Raw genomic sequence first — 20,764 nt, forward strand, 5'->3', positions numbered from 1 at the left:
TATTTACTCTTTCTTAAAGATTAACGTTTTAAAAATGTAAGAAAATGAAAGCAGTCATCATCAGTAAATTTGGACCCCCAGAAGAATTACACCTGGCAGAAATGGAAAAACCCATCGCAAACGACGACCAGGTAGTTATTAAAGTGATGGCTGCAGGAATTAATCCTGTAGATACCAAGATCAGATCAGGAAATCATATCAGCTCTAAAAATCTTCACTTACCTGCTATTTTAGGAAAAGATGTAAGTGGTATAATTGATTCTGTAGGCAAAAACATAACCTATTTCAAACCAGGCAATGCCGTTTTTGGATGCAATAGTACAGGTAAAACGTATGCCGAATTTACACTGGCAGACCCTGATTCAATTGTTAAAAAACCCGAAGAGATGAGTTTTGAAGAAGCTGCCGCTGCTCCCTTAGCATCATTAACAGCTTACCAGGCCATCAATGATCATTTGAAATTAAAACCTGACCAAAAAGTTTTGATTCAGGCTGCTGCTGGAGGTGTAGGACACCTGGCAGTGCAATTCGCCAAAATAAATGGAGCTTATGTATATGGAACAGCCTCAGCAAAAAACACAGAATTCTTAAAACAACTGGGTATTGATGAGGTGATCGATTATAAAAATGAAAGATTTGAAGATAAAGTTCCCCCTCTTGATGCTGTACTCGACGCTATAGGGGGCGAAGTATTATACCGTTCAATCGCTTGCGTCAAACCCGGAGGCACTATTGTTTGCCTTCCCTCTTCCACTAAGGATGACCCAAAAGCTTTAGCACTTGCCATCAAACATAGGGTTAAATTAATCTGGCCTATGATGTACCTGAACAAAGATCAGTTGCAGCTAATCGCAGACCTGTTGGAACACGATAAATTGAAAGTTGAAATAGATAGCGTGTTCCCTTTAGAAGACATTATACAGGCTCACAAGGCCATAGAATCTCATGATACCAAAGGGAAAATAGTGGTGAGAATATAAAATTCATCTATGGGCTCTAACAGCTTATACAACCCTTAATTTCTTAAAAAAAATATCCTCGAAGTTTTTCATAACCTTCAAGTGTTACAAGTATGTCAACACACCTCAGTTAATCACTTCCTCTAAGTGAACACTTCTGCTCTTTTCTTAATAAAACACCATTTTATTTCCATTTTAACAAATTGTCAATAATCATTCTAAATAATTTGGAATATTCAAATATCCTTCTACTTTTGCAATCTATTTATAATTGATCTAAATATGCATAAAGCAATTACGTTAATCAGTCTACTTATACTCAACTTTTCAGTACTGGCTCAAACCGGTGAAATTGAAGGTCAGGTTATCAATAAAAATAAAGAAGCCATTCAGGATGTGAGTGTCAAAATAGTCAATCATAGTGCAGGAGCAAGCACAAATATTGACGGCATATTCCATATCTCATCCATTAAGGAAGGAAATTATACTTTAAGCGTATCCCGTTTGGGCTATGCATCTACAACTATCAGTATCAAAGTCTCCGCAAATTCAACCACTACTGTTCCTCCAATTATTTTACAACAAGCTGGTTCTAACTTGGATGAGGTAACCATCAATGACTTAACACCCAACAAATTCAACAGGGGGCAAAGCATAACAGTTTCAAAAATGCCTTTGAAAGATATTGAAAACCCCCAGGTATATAATTCCATCTCCAACATCTTATTAAAGGAACAAAACGTAACCAATTTTGATGATGCATTAAAAAATGCACCAGGAATAGATAAATTATGGGAATCTACAGGAAGAGGGGGCGATGGTGCAGGCTATTTCTCTATAAGAGGGTTTGCAGTGCAACCCACAATGGTTAACGGTTTGCCTGCTTTAACTAATGGCTCTCCGGACATTGCTAATGTTGAAAGCATTGAAGTGATCAAAGGCCCGTCAGGGACATTATATGGAAGCAGCTTAATCTCTTATGGTGGATTAATCAACATCAATACCAAACGCCCATACAATGGTTTTGGTGGAAACATCTCTTATACAACCGCATCGTATGGTTTAAACAGGATCACTGCCGACGTCAACACCATGTTGAGTACGGAAAGGAATATTGCTTTCCGTTTAAATACAGCATATCATACACAAGGCAGCTTTCAAGACGCCGGATTTAAAAAGTCCCTTTTTGTAGCGCCTTCTTTATCTTACGAAGTAAACGATAAACTTTCATTTTTTGTGAACACCGAATTTTATCAAGGCAAAAGCACCAATCAGCCTATGCTTTTTGTAGATAGAGGTTCTCCATTACGCGTTCATAATATTGAAGAACTAGGATATGACAAGAAGCGTTCTTATACAGGAAATGATCTATACATGGAAACGCCAACATTTAGTCTTCAAGGCCAGATGCATTATAAATTCAGTGATAACTGGACATCCCAAACCGTATTTTCCAGTACGTCAGCAAAATCTGATGGCTATTATTCCTATTTATATGAAATAACCACTCCTGCAGAAAGACTTACAGGAACAACTTTAACTAGCGGTATTATTTTATCAAGATCTACCAGTAAGCAAAACTCAGAGACTACGGGTTCTGATATTCAGCAAAATTTCTTAGGCAATTTCAACATTGGCAAAATCAAAAATAAGGTTCTAATTGGACTGGATTACTTTAACCGAAATGAGACTGGAAATAGTACCGGTTATGGTAATCAAGGATTTGTTTATTTAGGAAACAATTTAGCACAGTTTCAAGCCATAGCTCCAGCATTACATGCTTATTATAATTCTCCATCAAACAACAACACATTAGATCCAACTAAAACAACAGATGATACAGGAATTTTGACTCAGGCAGGTGCAGACGCAGGCATTGCAGGCCTTGATATCCCTGGTTCAAGCTACAGCAAATCCAAACAGGAAATTTACAGTGCCTATGTTTCCGACGTAATCACGCTTTTCCCTCAGCTATCTGCCATGGCCAGTTTAAGAATTGACCACTTTGATAATAATAGTTACACGCAAACTACTTTATCTCCTAAATTCGGCTTAGTTTATCAGCCAATTTTAGATAAGGTATCCATTTTTGGTAATTACATGAACGGATTCCAAAATGTAGCTCCAATTACTATTGCTACTACCGGGACTGTATTAAACTTCGATCCTGAGCAAGCCAATCAATATGAATTTGGTACTAAACTTAATTTATTGAATGACAAGCTTTCCGCAACCTTCAGCTACTACAACATTAAAGTTTCCGATATCGTGCTTAATGTTGCTCAAGATGTTTACTCCCAGGGTGGCAAACAATTAAGCAAAGGTTTTGAGGGTAGCGTTATTGCCAGTCCGGTTAGTGGATTAAACCTGATCACTGGATACAGTTATAACGATAGCAAACTTACAGCAGGAGATGCTGACTTTGAAGGTAAAAGACCCGAAAGTGCCGGCCCTAAACACATGGTTAATTTATGGACAAGCTATAAATTCTTAAAAGGCGATTTAAATGGTATCGGTGTAGGTTTTGGAGGCAATTATGCAAGTGAGAATGAAATATTTAATAGAACCGTTGGAGGAACATTCACATTACCCAAATACACCCTCATCAATGCTTCCACTTTTTACGAAGCAAGTAGCTTTCGGATAGCTTTAAAGCTGGATAACATTACCAATAAGGATTACTACAAGGGATGGTCAACGATCAGTCCTCAGGCAGCTAGAACTTTCTCAGCGAATTTCACTTATAATTTTTAGTATTAAATCCCTCTCTTTATCGAGAGGGATTTGTTCTTTAATACCATAAAGAATCTCAAATAGCCAAAGTAAAATCCGTATGACATCTCTTATCTCCTTGCTTTTCTTTCTAGGGTTTTACCTGTTATATAGCACTTCCGAAAAGGCAGACTTAAATCTGTCATCAAAATTACAAGCATCATTTCACCGTAAACCCATTCTTTCTAAAAGTATGGGTTTACTGCTTTTGTTAATTGTATTCGTACTCTTAGTACTATTAAAAGGTTTAGCCGCAGGCTTGTTAACCGGTTTCATTATTTTAATGATTGCCAGCGGACTCATTATCATCCTTTCCCCATTAAAATTAATGAATATCCGGATCGTATCGATCATTTTATTCTTTTCTATATTTCTGGAAACCGTTATCAGCTAACCTAACATGCCTGCAAATCCTAAATACCTCAGCAAATCTACCCCGCAACGTATTGCCAAAATATCTGCTGCTATCTTGGGCGGTTATCTGGTATCCTCTACCTTCCACATGGCCCTTGCATTATGGCTTCCTGATCATAAAATCGTCCTCATTACCTCTGTATTTACTTTATTTATTCTTTGGATGGTATTAATGATCATTCCCTTCCTGGCAAAAAATGGCTGGAAGGTCTGGGGAATTTATCTCCTGACCACCCTACTATTTAGTGTTGCTGTACATTACGGTCAAATTATTCATCCCATTTAAAGCTCGTATGAACAAGCGGAACTATAATATCTTTTTTCATCTGCATACCGTTAGTGGGATTACCATTAGTGTATTCTTGTTTATCATCTTCTTTGCAGGAGCATTCGCTTTAATTAAAGGTGATATCGCTGTTTGGGAAAAAGGGGAACCTGTGACTGTAAACAATCCGCGCAACATCGACTACGACCGTGCAATTCGTACCATTCAGCAAAAAGGATATACACTTGCCGGCAGAGATGTACGCATACTGATGCCCGATGAGCGGAATGAAATGCTAGTCGTACTTAGTGCCTCTAAATATGAAAAGGCCAGTAAGCAGGACAAAACAGGTGCTTATTTCTATCTCAATACCGTCACCTTTAAAATTACCGATTACTACGCCTTTTACAGTTTTGGCGAATTAATCTACCGGTTTCATTTCCTTACCCCTATTCCTTTTGGCCTGTATATTGCAGGTTTCGTCGCCTTATTTTTTCTATTTGCCATCGTCACGGGAGTTATAGTCCACTGGGATAAGATCATTAGCAACTTCTACATTTTCAGGCCAACATCAAAGCTAAAAACGATCTGGACGGATGCCCATACTGCTTTAGGAATGATTGGCCTTCCATTTCAATTTGTATACGCCCTCACCAGTTGCTTTTTATGCTTATCTATTTTAGTATTGATTCCTGCGAATTACCTATATCATTCTAACCAGGCTAAGCTTTTAGAGGAACTACGTCCAATGACCAAATCCTCTCCACTACTCCACAAATCTGAAAAAGTCACCTCTTTCAACACATTCATTAAGCAAAACAGTGACCGATGCAAGTCATTTGAACCGCTACAAGTTTATATCAAAAACTATGGCGACCGCAGCATGAAATACCAGGTTGATGGCGCATTAGCTCCCGATAAAAGATTACTTGGTTATGGAAGGCTGGTTTATGATGTTCATTCAGGTCAAATAATTTCTTCTGTAAACCCAAATAATACGAATTACTTAGAAAATGTGGAGTTAGCCATTCGCAAACTTCATTTCGGAGATTATGGTGGCTATTGGTTAAAGTTCGCTTATTTCGTAATGGCTATAATTACCTGTTTTGTCATCATTTCAGGTGTCCTGATCTGGCTCGAAGCAAGGAATAAAAAAAGTATCCCCGAATATAAAAGACGGTTTAACCGCCGTGTGAGTAATATCTATCTCTCCATTTGTCTAACCATGTATCCAATAACTGCAATCTCCTTCATCGTATCAAAGCTCATCCCCAGAGACATGGACGTCATGAGGCAACCCATCCTGTATAGTGTATTTTTTGTTGGATGGATAGTAATGGCACTACTTTTCGGCCTTAAGAAAAACAATTACTTCACAAATAAATACACCCTGCTAATTGCTGCTATTGTTGGGTTGCTGATACCGATAGTAAACGGACTAAGCTCAGGAAACTGGATCTGGAAAACCCTGCCTCATCATCAAACCAGTATTTTTGTAATTGATACATTTTGGTTGATTGCCTCTGTCGTTACTTTCTTTGCGTTTAGCTTGTTGGCCAAAAGGAAAGAACCGAAAGGATAATCTTTTAAAAGCTGTTTACTTCTATAGTAGCCTTTTAAAAATCAATATACTACCTGATCTATCCCTCTTCAGTTTGCTTTCATTTTTTACAAAACTAGAACCTTTTTTAAAGCTTCTTTGATCTCATTAAGTATAGAACCATCAATATAACCAAGTTTTTTAATCAATCTTTCTTGAAAGAGAGACCTAATTTGAAAGCAATCTGCAGAGGAAGCTTTAGAAAGTCCGTTTGTAGCATCAGGCTCTATTTTTACCATCCAAGGGGCAATAGCATAGCGATCTTTCCAGTCGGTAATCGGTACAATAATTTTCAAAGGGAGCTTGCCCAATCTATCATCATTGACAATTATGGCAGGTCTTCTTTTTTGTATTTCAGCGCCTTTTGTAGGATCAAGGTCAATCAGCCAAATCTCACTTTGTTTCATAAAAATGTTCCAGATCAATGGCGGTGAAAGCTGTCAACTCTTGATCATTTTTGTAATCTTCATAGAGTTCATGGACTGCAAGTTCCATCTGTTGGCTCATCTTTTCCATTTTAATTGACTTAATAATTTCTTCGATAATATAAAACCGTTTATTAAGTGGTAAGTCTTGAATTGCCTGTATTAAATCGATTGTTTGCATATTTTAATTTCAATAATAATTATACTGCCCAACTCTTCTTCTTTCCTATTCCTGCCGGTTGTGATCAACATCATGAAGTAACAATTCAATGGCCGTCTCTTTGGAAATACCTCCCAAGAAGTCAGAAAGTTTCCTTTTTTGACTGAGATGCTTTTTGAAAAATTACACCCAATTCTTTTAGAATGTGCTTTAATATTACATTCTTCTTTTCAGGAATATTTATAATCAGCGTTTCCATATTACAAATTTAAAGAATCAGTAAACAAATAACTATTCCTTAAAACTAGTCATTTCCTTCAAACTTTTCGCCAAAACAGCTCTATTGTTTACCCCCTTGGTGCTTTTACATGCAACCCCTTTCTAAACCTTTACAGTTCTTACCAAAAAACGCCTCTTCAACCATTCCCGCACAGGCTCATCATAAGCATATGCAACAACGAAACCCGACAAAAGGAAAAAGAAGTCGACAGCCAAATAACCATGATTAAGAATCTGGTTAAAGCGGTTACCGTCGGCATAAGCCTCAAAACAGTGAAAAGCAACCACAACAAGAGCAGCTACACCACGTAAGCCATCCAAAATTTGGTAATGGCTTTTTAGATTCCAGAAAGGTAGAATTTTTAGTTACTGTAGCAGTATCGCTTGATGATGGCTTTGGTTGGTTCATATACTTTGGAAATGCACAAATTACTAAAGTAAAATTGCAATCCGTATAGTAGTTGCAAATTAATTACATACTACCTAACATTATAAGCCTGAATTCATTTCAACGAAAACTGATGTATTCTTCCCAGAATAGGTAAATTACCGTTTGAAAAAATCTTATACATTTGACCTGTCACAAAAAACCTTACCAATCCTGTATTAAATTTATAGTTCAAATGAAAAACCTTAAAACATTTAGCTTAGTTATAGGCGGTATCCTCTGTTTTATTGCATTAATTTTTCTTGATCTTCATGTAATAGAGCAAAAAGCAAGCTGGTCAGCATTCGATCGCTTCCGAGTGAAAGTCTACCTCAAAACTTGCTTCATAGCTGGTAAATGCATACCTCCATTAGGCTCTTTAAAAACTATTCGTGGTATCAATACGCTTACTGAATCATTTGTAAACAAAGAGCTTCCTCCTATTTCTTCAATGGCGTTCTACCGCAACCTTCTATCTGATAATCCCTCTTTTACGGATGAACTAAAAAAATTCAACCTACAAAATTTAAAAACTAATCGGATAACCGGACAGATCCAATTTGTAAAAGAGATCAAGCAACGAGTATATTTTGGCGATTACGAAGACTCCATGCATGATGATTGGATGATTTTGCTTTGCACAAATATTATTGCTGGCCAGTGCAAAACATCTTATCTGGTATGGGGAATGGGCGTTACCACAGATGAGAAATCTTATACATTCTTCAGCAAACAATCCAGCATTATTGGTACGGTTGTACCTCTAAAATGGCTTAACCAACTAGAGCGTGAGGATATGGCAAAAGGCTACTGGGTTTTACTAACAGAATCAGACTCTACTTCACAATTCAGCTACTCAGCCCGTTATTTAGAGCCGGCCGTAAGGAAGGAGAATTGGCTTAATAGTATAAATTTGTAACCGTTAGCTGTCTTGCAAAAAAAGCGCACATCATACCAAACACAACTTGACACATAATGGAAAATGACATTTTACTACAAGAAATTGATCATGCTCATCTTTTAGCGAAGGAAGCGTTGAAGAAAAAAGATTTTAAATCCTATGCTGAGAATTTTTCAAATGATTTAAAATATAAGCAGCTTAACGGTCTAACGATCAATAAAACAAAATTGGTAAATGACATTGCAGTCTATTTTAAACGGGTAATAAGTTCATCTAGCGACTATAAAAGAATTACTTTCCAGGTTGTAGATGATAAGATAATTGAAAGACTTGTACAAAAGTCTCAAATCTCTTTAAAGATTTTTATTTTCTTTTCAAAAAAGTGGACTATTGAGAGAGAAGGAATATATGAGTGGGAAAAGAACAATGGAAAGTGGGAAATAATCCGAGTAGAAATAATTAAAGAAAAGGTGTACTAAAAAGGAAGAACCATCTTGAAGTATATCTCTGTATCAGGAATAATTAGGAAAAAACGTATCATTCAAACTAACCCCTAACTAAGCGAATAAGGCAACTCCTCACAATAATATCCATTAGCTTTCAAAGTCGCCGTTACATTCCCTTTACACTGTCTCGGACTTACCACTCTCAAGATCTTATCACAATCATCCAGATCAATTGTCCAGGACTGTATTTCTATTTTTAGATCGAGTAGTGGCTTAATCTGTAAAAAATCCCTTACAGTAGCAATTGAAGTTTTAAAAATTGTGATATACATAACTCTTAATTATTTAATTAAAATTTTCACCCAATCCATATGCTTCAACTGCGAAAGTTGAATTCGTTTCTTGCATAATCATATTAACATTTACTATTTAGCACCGTCTTCTCCATTCTTCACGATTTTTCCATTCTTCACGGAACTTTTGCCGCTCCTCATCATTCATGCCAGCCAGTCTTTCTCTCAGAAAGGAGTTCCGTTGCCCGTGCTCGTGATGACGATGCGGGCCAAAGCTTCCAAATAAGATCTTACACATAACCAGCAAGCCTAACGACTGCCAATAACCTATCACCTTTACACCCAGCAAATCGGGCAGAATGGCATTCCATAAATACATAATAACGCCTCCAAGGGCAAATGCCAGCGTAATCATTAGGGGGATAAATAGTATGAACCACCCTTTTCTATGATCTTTAAATTTCCTATACATGTTATTTTAGTTTAAATCGTTATACAAATCTTGTAATCTATTGCGCAAATGCTTCACTGCGTAGCCTTTGCGACTTATAATCGTTTTGATGTTATCACCCTGTATGTCAGCGATCTCCTGCAATGTTTTCCCATCTATTTCGTTGAGAACATAAACCTGCTTTTGCTTTTCAGGCAACTCTTCTAGTGCAGCCATCATTTCTATCCAGAATGCATCTTTAAATAAACCCAGCTCCGGATCACTGTTTTCATCCAACAACAAAATATATTTTATACACAGCTCCCCATCCTCCGTTTCATACGTGTAATCCTCCAGCGAATCATTCGTTTCTTTCCTGTACAAATCAGTGATCTTATTTTTAGCCACCTTATACAACCAGGCGCTTGTATTTTCCAAGTCACTGATATTTGTGAGCCGGCTAAACTGATACCAGACATCCTGAAGCACATCTTCGGCATCCTCAAGCCGCACCACCTTTTTTGTTATAAATCCTAACAATTGGGCACTGTACTTTTTGATGATGTCTGCTGTGGAGCCTGTTTCTTTTTTTGGCATTTACGTGCTGTTAGTATCTAAGACGGTCAACTGCCTTTTTTACTTTAAACTATTTGAATTTTGTTTTTTAGGTTTGATATGATTGTAGATATTAGCTAAATATTTATATTTATCATAAATGGAATATATTCTCTGTTCCAGCTACCATCTTTATAGAATTTGATATCTTCAATTGTATTTACTTATGCATAATAAACTTGCAAATATGAGTATACCAATGATTATTAGCATTTTACCTAATATTTTTACTTTTTATTTTGCTGCAGTTACATACTTGCAATCGAAGTACTTTATTTCAAAATCAATAAGGTTATAAATGCAGAGTCTAATTGCGATTCAGTAAGCTTCATTTTATATCCCAGCTAAATCTGCAATTAACTACCCATTGGACCACCTTTTAGACCACCTTTTATAGTCCTATCCACTAATAGTTAATCGCTATTATATTAACAACCAAACTTGTAATACTGCTAAAACACAACCCTTTTCCCGATTACCATTTCCAGTTCATTATGATCCGGAAATGTAGAGAACGTATCCAATTGTACCTTTCCATTTACTTGTTTATTCCCAGAATTAGTTCCCTTTCTCGCTTGCTGAATAATCTTGTTCGGCAACTCTGCCAGTAACCAGTTGCCAGTGTATTCCATGCAAGTTCTTATAGCGGTGTCGACTACTTCCAGTATTGGCTGCCCAAGCGGGATGACGGCTTCCGCTTGCCAACTGCCAATAATAGCACAAGGACTACATTCTACACTGTTTAATAGCACCAGTTCCTGATCCATATCACTGAAACTGTAAAAGCTCAGCGACATACTCAAAACTAACATACAACCTGAAGGAACCGTCCCCTTCATTTCAATGATCCGCTCTGCGGTCTTTTCATCACGATCATAGCTAATCTCCTGATTGTCGACATACTCGTAATAGTTCTCCCTGAAGTTAAAACCAGTAAGCAGGAAACGTACCTTAATCCTATACGCTTTACCTTTAAGCGATGTAGGAATTTTCATGTCTTTTGACAGATTCATTGCCGGCATCAGAACCTTTATTGTGCCTGAAAAATCCTGCTCCACCTGCGGTTTAACCAACAATACCGCAGATAAGGGGTTGTTTAAATTAAACTCCAGTCCGTTCAGATGGCTCAGTTCCCCATCATGCAAATCGCGCTCTCCGGCTACTGTTCCAGCAGCCCCACGGATACATTTGGATACCGCAGAAGTAACCCGTCCTACAGCCGGCCCATCGTAATAGCGGTAAGCGGGTAGAAAAGCCTTGCGGATAGCTAAAGCAGCCGAACTGATCAGTCCAAATTCGGAAGAACTGGTGATACTTGCTGCCGTTAGTGGATATGCTTTGGGTTTACCCTGCACAATGTTCTTTTTCCCGTAGCCTCTAAAAATGACGGAGCCTGCAATGCCCCTAATATTGCCTTTGTGGTCTATAACAGCCATAATAATTCAGTTTAGTTTTACAGGTAAACTTAATACAATCCTATGAAAAATAACCTCATCAAGGAGTTGTAAAGAAAGCATGCAAGATTGTGGTAATTCTTGAAATCAAAAGCAAAAAAGCATAAAAAGAAAAGACTATAAACTCAGCTAAAACGACCCCAAATGAAATATAACTACAGCAAGAATATGCTATTTCAGTCATACAAAAGCTAAAAAGCAGCAAAACCAAACAGTCTATCCAAACTTTTGATCAATCAAATAATAAACCTTATTAAAACAAGAATGTGCTAATTCATCCAAATAAGAGTCAAAAAGCATAAAAACAAAATACATGGAAAGAGTGACTATCTAGTAATCATGATAGTAATAATTCCAAATTTAAACTAGGTTCAAACCATGATAAGTCCATGTTTTAAAGCCAAAACATGGACTTATCGTGGACTCAACATAGTATCATTATGCCATCATTAATTCGAAAGTCACAGCATCATATCACCCTATTCCATTTTTATTCTATTTTTAACTTCAACACCCTCATTGACTGACCCTCTAAACAAACTTCTCAACCCATAAAAACTTTACATTAATTCACATGTTTGTTACATAATAATCAGGTCTCAAACCTGTAAAAAATTAAAACAAATAATAATGAAAAACCTTAACTCAATAAAAACAGGCACTTTCTTAACCAGCCTGTTATTATCCGGCAGTTTGCTGGCTCAGACTCCTTCCACTGGATCATCTGAATACGTAAAACCTTTCGAACCCAACGCATTCCGGACCTGGTCTATCGGAGTAAACGGTGGAGCCATGTATTTAGGATCCTTCTTTGGCAATGACGACTATGCCGGCAGAAAAACTGAACTAGGTTATGGTGGATATATCAAAAAACAAATTCTCCCTTCATTTGGCTTACAAGCGGATTATTTGCGCGGTAAACTTTCCGCCAACAGAAGCAACCTGATCAATCATGACGAGAATGGCCCCATCGCTTCCTTCTCAACAGACCTGCATTGGGCTGCTAGCTTAAGTGGTAATTTCACACTGGCAAATATCAACTTCAGAAAGCGTCAGAACTTTATTCAACCTTATGCTACCGTGGGTGCTGGTTTGGCAGAATATAAACCTTCTACTACCAATACTGCTGGTGCAACTACTGAAATTCATAATATTGGAGAGGTGATTATTCCTGTTGGTGCAGGTGTAAAATTCAACCTGACTAAAAGTTTAAACCTTGATTTAGGTTATACGGTAACTTTTGTTAATTCTGATAATATTGACGGTTACACAAGAGGAACTAATGATAAATATTCTTACGGTCACGCCGGTTTAGAATTTGCTTTTGGAAATGGTAAGAAACCACAATTAGCTGCACATAATGTAGTTGCCGATCTGGAAAACGACTATGTTGGCCGGTATGATGATTTGGTTAAACAACTGGATGCTGAAAAAGATAAAAATGCACGTTTAGAGGAACGTTTTAATAAAGCGTTGGCAGATGAGGATAAGGATGGCGTTGCCGATCTTTTCGACAAATGTCCGGGAACTCCTGAAAAAACTGTAGTGGACGGTTCTGGCTGTCCTCTTGCTGAACGTAAACCTGATGTGAAAGTATACATCACTGAAGAAGACAAAAAGGTAGTAGCTGATGCGATTAAAAATCTGGAGTTTGACTTTGGGAAAACAACAATTCGCGAGACTTCTTTCGCTAGCTTAACTCGTGTTGCCAGTCTATTGATTAATAAGAACTTCAGTCTGAAACTTGCCGGCCATACCGATAATGTAGGTAGTTCTGCAAGTAATACTAAGTTATCAAAGGCAAGAGCTGAATCCGTAAGACAGTTTTTAGTAAGCAGAGGTGCAAATGCATCTCGTATTGAAGCAACCGGATATGGTGAAGATCAACCTATTGCTTCTAATGACACTGATGCTGGAAGACAACAGAATCGTCGTGTAGAGTTTACTTTATACTAGATAAGATCTATTTAAACAGTTTTTTTAAGGCGTTCTCAAAGAGGACGCCTTTTTTGTGGTCAAAAATATCAAAACAATAAAAAACACCATGAGTTATGCATTTTTACATAACAAAAACATCTTAATCGGGTCAAACTTTTAATTTAGGTTTTACGTTTACCATTTAAGCAAAGGCGATATGCGGGGATACTCTTTTTCTAAATTTATACCTGAAAAAGTTCAGGACGGCGGGTTTGATGGCTTGATGAATATTTTTACTCAGCTGCTAAATTTCACAGCGGGTGATCCGAATGAGGCATTGGCCTGGATGAATGAACTGGATAAACAGCACCATTTTACCAACAATGACTATGGGATGGGCGACTTTATCGAAGATCTGAAAGATAAAGGCTTCATTGATCAGGATAGGGACAAAAAGGACGGTTTTCAAATTACGTCCAAAACGGAACAGACCATTCGTAAATCAGCTTTAGAAGAGATTTTTGGTAAACTTAAAAAGTCGGGCAAAGGAAGTCATAACTCGAACAAGTCCGGACAGGGTGAAGAGAAAAATGCGGATCGACGTGAGTTTGAGTTTGGCGACAGTTTGGATCAGATTGACATGACTGCCTCCATTCATAATGCACAGTTAAATCATGGTATTGGGGATTTCACGATGACTGAACGCGATTTGGAGGTGGAGGAGATGGACTACCGGACGCTTACTTCTACCGTGCTGATGATCGACATTTCGCATTCCATGATCTTATATGGTGAGGATCGGATTACACTTGCTAAGAAGGTAGCCATGGCTCTGGCTGAACTCATCAGTACCAAGTACCCTAAGGATACACTGGATATTGTGGTTTTTGGTAATGATGCCTGGCCGATTACGGTTAAAGACCTTCCCTATTTGCAGGTTGGCCCCTATCATACAAATACGTATTCCGGTTTGGAGCTCGCAACAGATATCCTGAGAAGGAGAAAAACAACGAATAAACAGATCTTTATGATCACCGACGGAAAACCTACTTGTTTGAAAGAGGGGAACCGTTATTATAAAAATAGTATTGGGCTCGACCGCAAAGTGATCAATAAAACGCTCAATATGGCGGCACAGTGTAAACGTCTGCATATTCCGATTACGACGTTTATGATTGCGCGCGACCCTTATCTGCAACAATTTGTACGCCAGTTTACCGAGGTAAATGGCGGAAAAGCATTCTACAGTTCTCTTAAAGGATTAGGGGAATATATTTTCGAAGATTATATAAAAAACAGAAGAAAGACGTACCGATAGGATCAACGTCTGCACACTTATGGAGAATTTGTTAAACATCAAAACTTTCGGAGAGTTAAAGGCCTTCGGTTATACTTCACGATCATTAAAACAGGAATTACGGGAAAATCTGATCCTTCAGCTCAAAAATAAAGATGCTGGATTTGAGGGCATCATCGGGTATGAAGATACGGTGATTCCTGACCTGCAAACGGCCATTCTTTCGCAACATAACATTCTTCTACTGGGTTTACGCGGACAGGCTAAAACCAGGATTGCACGTTTAATGGTGAACCTGCTGGATGAGTATGTGCCTTATATTGCAGGATCGGAGCTTTTTGATGATCCTTTTACACCGATTTCCTGGTTTGGACATCAGAAACTGGAGGAGTCTGGTGATGATACACCAATAGCATGGCTTCACCGTTCAGATCGCTATACGGAGAAACTGGCTACTCCTGATGTAACAGTATCGGATTTAATTGGCGACGTAGATCCGATTAAGGCGGCTACTTTAAAGTTGACCTATTCGGATGAAAGGGTGATTCATTTTGGGTTAATTCCCCGTGCGCACCGAAGTATTTTCGTAATCAATGAGCTACCAGATCTTCAGGCAAGGATTCAGGTGGCACTCTTTAATATTTTACAGGAAAGGGATATTCAAATTCGTGGTTTCAAGCTTCGTCTGCCGATTGATGTACAATTTGTATTTACCGCTAATCCGGAAGATTATACCAACCGTGGATCTATTGTGACGCCATTGAAGGACCGGATTGAGAGTCAGATTCTGACGCATTACCCGAGGAGCATTGAAATTTCCAGGAAGATTACGCAACAGGAGGCTTCGATCAGTAAGGATCAGCGTGAAAAGATTGAGGCAGACGGCCTGGTAAAAGATTTGATTGAGCAGATTGCTTTTGAGGCGCGTAATTCGGAATATGTAGATCAAAAATCGGGAGTTTCTGCTCGACTGACGATATCTGCGTATGAAAACCTGATCAGCACAGCTGAAAGAAGGATGCTCATTAATGGGGAGTCGAGCACATTTGTGCGGATGTCTGATTTTGCAGGTGTCATTCCTGCAATTACAGGAAAGATAGAGCTGGTATACGAAGGAGAACAGGAAGGCTCGGGCAAGGTGGCCAGCATTCTAATGGGCAAGGCCATCAAATCATTGATGATTAACTATTTTCCTGATCCGGAGAAACAAAAACGTGCCAAAACGCCTAATCCCTATGCTCCTATTATCAACTGGTTTGATAATGGAAATACTGTTAATCTGCTTGATGGATACCTTTTAGATGAATACAAAGCCGTTTTAAATGGCGTTCCTGAATTAAAAAATGTAATAAAGAAGTTTCACCCTACTCTAAGTAAGAATCAACAGTTACTTTTGATGGAATTCTTATTACACGGCTTATCGGAGTTTTCTCAGGTGAGTAAGTCTGCCCTGGATAACGGTTATGCATTTAAAGATATGTTAGGCAGCTTATTCAACACTGGTTTTGAAGATGAAGAGGACGATTTGAATGAGGATAACCGCTATTAATATTTAAATTCAACATGTCCGATCGTATTATTCCTTTACTTATAATTAGTTTTTTACTCCTTATAATCGACTATTACATTTTTAATGCCGTTAAATCTATTAGCAAAAAAGCATCTGCCCGACGGGTAACTTTATTTAGTTGCATCTGGTGGGGTTACTCCATATTGTTGATCCTGGGCGTTTTCTCTGCTATATTTTTAAATCTTTTTCTCTCGTTAAGGGCGGTCATCCTGGTGGCATTCTTTTTAACGTTTGTGACTAAAGTATTTTTCATCCTCTTTCTGTTTGTGGATGATATCCGCAGGGGGATTACATGGGTAATTAGAAAAGTTAGTCCTGCAAAGGATCCTGAGCTAAAAGTTGATTCCATTTCGGCGCCTATTACTCGTTCAGAGTTTCTGGTGAAGGCTGGAATTGTAGTGGCTGCAGTGCCTTTTGCATCGCTCACCTGGGGCATTGCCAAGGGTGGATACGATTACCAGATCAAGAGACAAACTCTGATTCTGCCGAATCTGCCGAAGGCTTTTGACGGGATTAAGCTGGGACAGATTTCAGATATTCACTCTGGAAGTTTCTATAATAAAAAGGCGGTTACCAGAGGTGTGGACATGCTGTTGGCGGAGAAGCCTGACTTTATATTTTTCACCGGTGACCTTGTGAATGATCTGGCCACAGAAATGAAGGATTATCAGGATATTTTCTCAAAGGTTAAAGCACCTTTGGGCGTATTTTCTGTATTGGGAAATCATGACTATGGCGATTATCATTTCGGAAGAGAAGCCTCGCCTGCTAAAGCGAAGAACCTGGCCGATGTAAAAAAGATTCATCAGTTAATGGGTTATGATTTGCTATTGAATGAAAACAGGAGACTGCGCGTAGATGGTGAAGAAATTGCTATTCTGGGCGTGGAAAACTGGGGTGCAGGTCGGTTTATGAAATATGGTAAGCTTGACCTGGCTATGCTAAATACCGATGATGCACCTGTAAAATTACTCATGTCGCATGACCCTTCTCATTGGCGTGCGCAGGTATTGGATCATCCGGATATTGATGTGATGTTTAGCGGACATACCCATGGCATGCAGTTTGGTGTGCGTACAAAAGAGTATCAATGGAGCCCGATTGAGTATATTTATAAGGAATGGGCCGGACTATATAAAGAAAAGCAACAACAATTATATGTAAATGTGGGATATGGCTTTTTAGGCTATCCGGGACGTGTTGGAATATTACCTGAAATTACGATATTTGAATTAAAGAGAGCATAGCGTTTCACCCTGTTTAATCCTTATTACATGGCCGATAGGCAGTCCCCATCGTTAAGTAATACCCTTAGATCAATCCTGGATTTTATTCTTTTCAGCAATATTTTTATTGCACTTTGTGCGGTTGCACAGGGCCTGGTCACCTACCACCTACTCAAGGTTAAGCCGGATCAGTATGTTTTGGCACTCTTGTTCTGCTCTACGCTCGCTTTGTATAATTTCAGTATGCTGCTGTCAAAGCCTAAACATCCATTGAAGTCATCTTTCAGACGGGTAAGGTGGATTTTCAGTCATTATAGGCTGACGGTAACGATGACAATTATCGTAGTGGTCGCTATCGTTCCGCTTATCCTGTTTCTTTCCATGCCTTCGCTGCTATTGCTTGCATTTTTAGGGGTGGTATCGATCGCGTATAACCTTCCACTATTCACTTTGAATGAGCATAAGTTCGGTTTAAGAAACATTCCGGGGTTGAAGCTTTTTCTAATTGCTATGATCTGGTCATTTAGCAGTGTGCTGCTTCCGATAGTGGAAAGCTCGGCAAATCAAGCTATTCATATTTCTTTAGCCTCCACGATTTTACTGGTGGGCAAACGCTTTCTTTTTGTTGCTGCGATTACGGTTCCTTTTGATATCCGCGATCTGTTTCAGGACAAACGTTATAATCTGAAGACCATTCCGGTCATGCTTGGAGAGAAAAAGGCTTACCTGTTTTGCCAATTTCTGCTCCTGACCAACATTGGCCTGCTCTTATTGTTTACGCAGCATTTTAATGCGGACTTCTTCGCCCTAACGCTAACCACTATTTTAGCAGGATGGCTGATATTGAAATCCGGGTTCAACAAGGATGAATACTATTATTTCGGGTACCTGGATGGTACCATGCTCTTACAGTTCGTCCTTCTGGTCCTTTTTAGCCTTATTTAAGACTATTCAGCCACGAAACGGTAACCAATTCCGCGTACTGTTTGCATGTAATGAGGTGTATCGGGATTGTCTTCAATCTTTTTACGCAATCTGACAATATGCATATCCAGTGTGCGGGTGTTGACGTCGGAATTGTATCCCCATACCACCATCATCAGTTCCTCGCGTTTGATCACCTTATTCATATTCTGAAGGAAGTATAGAAGGATCCTGTTTTCCAATATAGTCAACTCTACTTTCTTTCCATTCTTTACCAGGGAATGGGTGTTTGGTGTGTGTTCCATATCGCCAAAGCGATTCACATCTGAGTTGCCGGCGTTGACAATAAACTTGACCTTATTTTCAATCAAGGCAACCAATACATCCATATTAAACGGCTTGGTTACATAATCGGAAACGCCAAAATGGTAAGCATCTATTTTATCTACGTCCTGTGCTTTGGCAGTCATCATGATAATGAACTTTTCGAAGCCTTCATCACGCACAATCTTACAGATTTCAGGTCCTTGTTTACCAGGGAGCATCCAATCTAACAAGACGATATCTGGTTGTTCAGACATAATTAAGGCTTCAGCGTCTTCACCACTGGCGCATTCAACTACAGCATACCCTTCTCCCTTTAGTCGGTGTGCAACTAAAAAGCGTAGATTTTCATCATCTTCAATTACTGCAACTTTTATTTTTTTTGTCATAATTTAGTTTTCAAATGGTAAAACAACAGTAAATTCGGAACCTTCACCTTGTTTACTTTTAAGGGCAATACTGCCACTCATAAAATTAACCAGTTCTTTGCAAAAAGCGAGGCCTAGCCCTACACTCCCCTGCTGATTATATCGGCTCTGTATGCGGTAGAATTTTTTAAATACATTCTCCGATTCGGCCTTTTCAATTCCTATACCCTGATCTATAAATTTAAAAACAATATTCCCTTTTTCAAGAAAAACCTTAATGTCAAGGACCTTTTTTTGTGGTAATGAGTATTTATAAGCATTGTCCATCAGGTTCTGGAAAATACTCGATAGCAGTACAGGGTCCGTTTTAAAACTAGTGACCGCCCCGGTTGAATGTGTGATTTTAAAATCAGGATATTTGATCTGATAAGCGTCAACCATGTTCTGAATGAAAACCAGAAGATCTATCTTCTCTTTTTTAATGGTGATAGAGTGATTTTCTATTTGAGTGAAAGACAGCAGCTTATTCATCAGATCATTAAGTTTGTCTGCCTCCTCATCTAATATTTTTCCATAGTGGAACCGCTCCCTGTCGGAGAGTTCTTTTGCACTTTTAATGTTGTTACCTGCTATTTTGATAACGCTTACTGGTGTTTTAAACTCATGAGTAAGGTTGTTGATAAAATCGTACTGCAGACTGAACATTTTCCGGTTTACATTCAGATTGCTATATATGAGATAGGCAATAAAGACCAACACACTATATACCAAAATAATAGCAAATGCTACAGGGATCAATCGATGGTTGATCTCTTTGTTAAGATGACTTCGGGACGAGCTAAAATGGAGTTTATAATCAGCAAATGCTCCTGTTAATGGAAGATCAGTACTGAGGATATCAGGATCCGTATTCAGTGACTCATAGACAATGGGCGTGATATGTATATATTGATAGAGTTCCTTATTTGTATTTTTAATAATCAGCTTTCCCGGATCAAGAATAAAAGACACAATATCCTGTTGAAAGACCGGGGAGAGTGCTTGTTCCTTCAGCATGAGCGCTTTGAATGTCTGCATATCCTCATCCCTTGGGATATTCATAAATGTAATGCGGTTATGCGTTATATGGTAGAAAATGCTGATAAAATCAGCCGACTGAAGTGGCTTTTCGGGATCTGCAGATTCAATATACAAAGCAAATTTAACAGCCATGTGGTTAAACTCTTCCATGGTTGCAGAAGCGGTGTTAGTGGGGTTTGTCCGTTGACGAGACACCACGTTACCTTGCTTATTTGGTCTATAATCATAGACAGCTTTGGGGTTCATGGAAAAATGATTGATCCGGAAAGCTTTTTGAATCGCGTGATTACTAATTTCAGTGTCATAAAATTCAATGCCTTTTACAAAAGCATATTCATGAAATACCGAATCGGCATACTTCAACGCGGAAGCGGAATCAAGATAACCCTGGTAAAAGGAAATTTCGGGCACTTTATTTTGAAAAAACTCATTGTAGGGTTTGAGCGTTTCTTCTAAAACATCTATTTTACGCTGGTTAAATTCATTTTCAATATACTTATCGGTTAACCGATGCGCCAGAAACATGGCCCCAATAAAGGAAATTGTAATGAGAAGCAGGAAAATAACATTTAGTGCGCTGGTACGGCGATATTGAAATCTTGCCTTAGGCATATGATG

At 38.5% G+C, this 20,764-nt stretch carries 21 protein-coding genes; 12 read left to right on the top strand and 9 right to left on the bottom strand.

Annotated elements, in window-relative coordinates:
- Positions 1-44 precede the first annotated feature (44 nt).
- The 5 genes from ADIARSV_RS07780 (at position 45) to ADIARSV_RS07800 (ending at position 5,992) form a co-directional block, all read left to right on the top strand.
- Positions 45-980 carry an NADP-dependent oxidoreductase gene (locus tag ADIARSV_RS07780; protein WP_016194908.1) on the top strand — a complete coding sequence of 312 codons (936 nt, stop codon included), beginning with the start codon at positions 45-47 and terminating at the stop codon, positions 978-980.
- 261 nt (positions 981-1,241) lie between these two features.
- The gene (locus tag ADIARSV_RS07785; RefSeq protein ID WP_016194909.1) at positions 1,242-3,713 is read left to right on the top strand and encodes a TonB-dependent receptor; all 2,472 of its coding nucleotides are present in this window, start codon (positions 1,242-1,244) and stop codon (positions 3,711-3,713) included.
- A gap of 79 nt (positions 3,714-3,792) precedes the next feature.
- The gene (locus ADIARSV_RS07790) at positions 3,793-4,125 is read left to right on the top strand and encodes a hypothetical protein (protein ID WP_040299439.1); all 333 of its coding nucleotides are present in this window, start codon (positions 3,793-3,795) and stop codon (positions 4,123-4,125) included.
- 6 nt (positions 4,126-4,131) lie between these two features.
- On the top strand, positions 4,132-4,431 hold the full coding sequence (locus ADIARSV_RS07795) for a hypothetical protein (RefSeq protein WP_016194911.1): 300 nt from the start codon (positions 4,132-4,134) through the stop codon (positions 4,429-4,431).
- Between the two features lie 7 nt (positions 4,432-4,438).
- Complete coding sequence (locus ADIARSV_RS07800; RefSeq protein ID WP_016194912.1) at positions 4,439-5,992, top strand: PepSY-associated TM helix domain-containing protein; 1,554 nt, start codon at positions 4,439-4,441, stop codon at positions 5,990-5,992.
- Positions 5,993-6,078: 86 nt separating this feature from the next.
- On the opposite strand, the gene ADIARSV_RS07805 is transcribed toward ADIARSV_RS07800, so the two are convergent.
- The 3 genes from ADIARSV_RS07805 to ADIARSV_RS07815 all read right to left on the bottom strand — a co-directional run bounded on the left by ADIARSV_RS07805 (position 6,079) and on the right by ADIARSV_RS07815 (position 7,195).
- On the bottom strand, positions 6,079-6,417 hold the full coding sequence (locus ADIARSV_RS07805) for a type II toxin-antitoxin system PemK/MazF family toxin (protein WP_016194914.1): 339 nt from the start codon (positions 6,415-6,417) through the stop codon (positions 6,079-6,081).
- Positions 6,404-6,616, bottom strand: a complete 213-nt coding sequence (locus ADIARSV_RS07810; protein ID WP_040299440.1) for a hypothetical protein — start codon at positions 6,614-6,616, stop codon at positions 6,404-6,406. Before ADIARSV_RS07810 ends, ADIARSV_RS07805 begins: the two co-directional genes overlap by 14 nt.
- 360 nt (positions 6,617-6,976) lie before the next feature.
- Entirely contained in the window at positions 6,977-7,195 is a 219-nt protein-coding gene (locus tag ADIARSV_RS07815) for an acyltransferase family protein (RefSeq protein WP_016194918.1), read from the bottom strand.
- A 302-nt stretch (positions 7,196-7,497) separates the two neighbouring features.
- On the opposite strand from ADIARSV_RS07815, the gene ADIARSV_RS07820 reads away from it, so the two are divergent.
- The gene (locus ADIARSV_RS07820) at positions 7,498-8,220 is read left to right on the top strand and encodes a hypothetical protein (RefSeq protein ID WP_016194920.1); all 723 of its coding nucleotides are present in this window, start codon (positions 7,498-7,500) and stop codon (positions 8,218-8,220) included.
- A 56-nt stretch (positions 8,221-8,276) separates the two neighbouring features.
- The gene (locus ADIARSV_RS07825; protein ID WP_016194921.1) at positions 8,277-8,681 is read left to right on the top strand and encodes a hypothetical protein; all 405 of its coding nucleotides are present in this window, start codon (positions 8,277-8,279) and stop codon (positions 8,679-8,681) included.
- Positions 8,682-8,755: 74 nt separating this feature from the next.
- On the opposite strand, the gene ADIARSV_RS07830 is transcribed toward ADIARSV_RS07825, so the two are convergent.
- From ADIARSV_RS07830 to ADIARSV_RS07845, 4 genes are all read right to left on the bottom strand, one after another.
- On the bottom strand, positions 8,756-8,980 hold the full coding sequence (locus ADIARSV_RS07830; protein WP_040299441.1) for a hypothetical protein: 225 nt from the start codon (positions 8,978-8,980) through the stop codon (positions 8,756-8,758).
- A 97-nt stretch (positions 8,981-9,077) separates the two neighbouring features.
- The gene (locus ADIARSV_RS07835) at positions 9,078-9,413 is read right to left on the bottom strand and encodes a SurA N-terminal domain-containing protein (protein ID WP_040299443.1); all 336 of its coding nucleotides are present in this window, start codon (positions 9,411-9,413) and stop codon (positions 9,078-9,080) included.
- 6 nt (positions 9,414-9,419) lie between these two features.
- On the bottom strand, positions 9,420-9,968 hold the full coding sequence (locus tag ADIARSV_RS07840; protein WP_016194923.1) for an RNA polymerase sigma factor: 549 nt from the start codon (positions 9,966-9,968) through the stop codon (positions 9,420-9,422).
- A gap of 470 nt (positions 9,969-10,438) precedes the next feature.
- Positions 10,439-11,422, bottom strand: coding sequence for a hypothetical protein (locus tag ADIARSV_RS07845; protein ID WP_016194924.1), 984 nt, complete (start codon positions 11,420-11,422; stop codon positions 10,439-10,441).
- A gap of 648 nt (positions 11,423-12,070) precedes the next feature.
- Here ADIARSV_RS07845 and ADIARSV_RS07850 point away from each other — a divergent pair.
- The 5 genes from ADIARSV_RS07850 (at position 12,071) to ADIARSV_RS07870 (ending at position 18,395) form a co-directional block, all read left to right on the top strand.
- On the top strand, positions 12,071-13,396 hold the full coding sequence (locus ADIARSV_RS07850) for a DUF6089 family protein (RefSeq protein ID WP_016194925.1): 1,326 nt from the start codon (positions 12,071-12,073) through the stop codon (positions 13,394-13,396).
- A gap of 178 nt (positions 13,397-13,574) precedes the next feature.
- A complete protein-coding gene (locus tag ADIARSV_RS07855; protein WP_016194926.1) occupies positions 13,575-14,675 on the top strand; it encodes a vWA domain-containing protein in 1,101 nt (366 codons plus the stop codon).
- Positions 14,676-14,694: 19 nt separating this feature from the next.
- The gene (locus ADIARSV_RS07860) at positions 14,695-16,203 is read left to right on the top strand and encodes a sigma 54-interacting transcriptional regulator (protein WP_016194927.1); all 1,509 of its coding nucleotides are present in this window, start codon (positions 14,695-14,697) and stop codon (positions 16,201-16,203) included.
- Positions 16,204-16,217: 14 nt separating this feature from the next.
- Complete coding sequence (locus ADIARSV_RS07865) at positions 16,218-17,471, top strand: metallophosphoesterase (RefSeq protein WP_016194928.1); 1,254 nt, start codon at positions 16,218-16,220, stop codon at positions 17,469-17,471.
- Positions 17,472-17,498: 27 nt separating this feature from the next.
- Entirely contained in the window at positions 17,499-18,395 is an 897-nt protein-coding gene (locus tag ADIARSV_RS07870) for a UbiA prenyltransferase family protein (protein ID WP_016194929.1), read from the top strand.
- A 2-nt stretch (positions 18,396-18,397) separates the two neighbouring features.
- Here ADIARSV_RS07870 and ADIARSV_RS07875 read toward each other — a convergent pair whose 3' ends face one another.
- Positions 18,398-19,087 (bottom strand): response regulator transcription factor, encoded by a 690-nt coding sequence (locus tag ADIARSV_RS07875; RefSeq protein ID WP_016194930.1) that lies wholly within the window; start codon positions 19,085-19,087, stop codon positions 18,398-18,400.
- 3 nt (positions 19,088-19,090) lie between these two features.
- A complete protein-coding gene (locus ADIARSV_RS07880) occupies positions 19,091-20,758 on the bottom strand; it encodes a sensor histidine kinase (RefSeq protein ID WP_016194931.1) in 1,668 nt (555 codons plus the stop codon).
- Positions 20,759-20,764: the final 6 nt, after the last annotated feature.

The sequence above is a fragment of the Arcticibacter svalbardensis MN12-7 genome (genome assembly GCF_000403135.1).
GTDB classification, from domain to species: Bacteria; Bacteroidota; Bacteroidia; order Sphingobacteriales; family Sphingobacteriaceae; genus Arcticibacter; species Arcticibacter svalbardensis.

Excerpts from the sequence above, each read along its gene's own strand:
- ADIARSV_RS07780 (WP_016194908.1), top strand. The coding sequence starts at position 45 with ATGAAAGCAGTCATCATCAGTAAATTTGGACCCCCAGAAGAATTACAC.
- ADIARSV_RS07785 (WP_016194909.1), top strand. The coding sequence starts at position 1,242 with ATGCATAAAGCAATTACGTTAATCAGTCTACTTATACTCAACTTTTCA.
- ADIARSV_RS07790 (WP_040299439.1), top strand. The coding sequence starts at position 3,793 with ATGACATCTCTTATCTCCTTGCTTTTCTTTCTAGGGTTTTACCTGTTA.
- ADIARSV_RS07795 (WP_016194911.1), top strand. The coding sequence starts at position 4,132 with ATGCCTGCAAATCCTAAATACCTCAGCAAATCTACCCCGCAACGTATT.
- ADIARSV_RS07800 (WP_016194912.1), top strand. The coding sequence starts at position 4,439 with ATGAACAAGCGGAACTATAATATCTTTTTTCATCTGCATACCGTTAGT.
- ADIARSV_RS07805 (WP_016194914.1), bottom strand. The coding sequence starts at position 6,417 with ATGAAACAAAGTGAGATTTGGCTGATTGACCTTGATCCTACAAAAGGC.
- ADIARSV_RS07810 (WP_040299440.1), bottom strand. The coding sequence starts at position 6,616 with ATGCAAACAATCGATTTAATACAGGCAATTCAAGACTTACCACTTAAT.
- ADIARSV_RS07820 (WP_016194920.1), top strand. The coding sequence starts at position 7,498 with ATGAAAAACCTTAAAACATTTAGCTTAGTTATAGGCGGTATCCTCTGT.
- ADIARSV_RS07825 (WP_016194921.1), top strand. The coding sequence starts at position 8,277 with ATGGAAAATGACATTTTACTACAAGAAATTGATCATGCTCATCTTTTA.
- ADIARSV_RS07830 (WP_040299441.1), bottom strand. The coding sequence starts at position 8,980 with ATGTATATCACAATTTTTAAAACTTCAATTGCTACTGTAAGGGATTTT.
- ADIARSV_RS07835 (WP_040299443.1), bottom strand. The coding sequence starts at position 9,413 with ATGTATAGGAAATTTAAAGATCATAGAAAAGGGTGGTTCATACTATTT.
- ADIARSV_RS07840 (WP_016194923.1), bottom strand. The coding sequence starts at position 9,968 with ATGCCAAAAAAAGAAACAGGCTCCACAGCAGACATCATCAAAAAGTAC.
- ADIARSV_RS07845 (WP_016194924.1), bottom strand. The coding sequence starts at position 11,422 with ATGGCTGTTATAGACCACAAAGGCAATATTAGGGGCATTGCAGGCTCC.
- ADIARSV_RS07850 (WP_016194925.1), top strand. The coding sequence starts at position 12,071 with ATGAAAAACCTTAACTCAATAAAAACAGGCACTTTCTTAACCAGCCTG.
- ADIARSV_RS07855 (WP_016194926.1), top strand. The coding sequence starts at position 13,575 with ATGCGGGGATACTCTTTTTCTAAATTTATACCTGAAAAAGTTCAGGAC.
- ADIARSV_RS07860 (WP_016194927.1), top strand. The coding sequence starts at position 14,695 with ATGGAGAATTTGTTAAACATCAAAACTTTCGGAGAGTTAAAGGCCTTC.
- ADIARSV_RS07865 (WP_016194928.1), top strand. The coding sequence starts at position 16,218 with ATGTCCGATCGTATTATTCCTTTACTTATAATTAGTTTTTTACTCCTT.
- ADIARSV_RS07870 (WP_016194929.1), top strand. The coding sequence starts at position 17,499 with ATGGCCGATAGGCAGTCCCCATCGTTAAGTAATACCCTTAGATCAATC.
- ADIARSV_RS07875 (WP_016194930.1), bottom strand. The coding sequence starts at position 19,087 with ATGACAAAAAAAATAAAAGTTGCAGTAATTGAAGATGATGAAAATCTA.
- ADIARSV_RS07880 (WP_016194931.1), bottom strand. The coding sequence starts at position 20,758 with ATGCCTAAGGCAAGATTTCAATATCGCCGTACCAGCGCACTAAATGTT.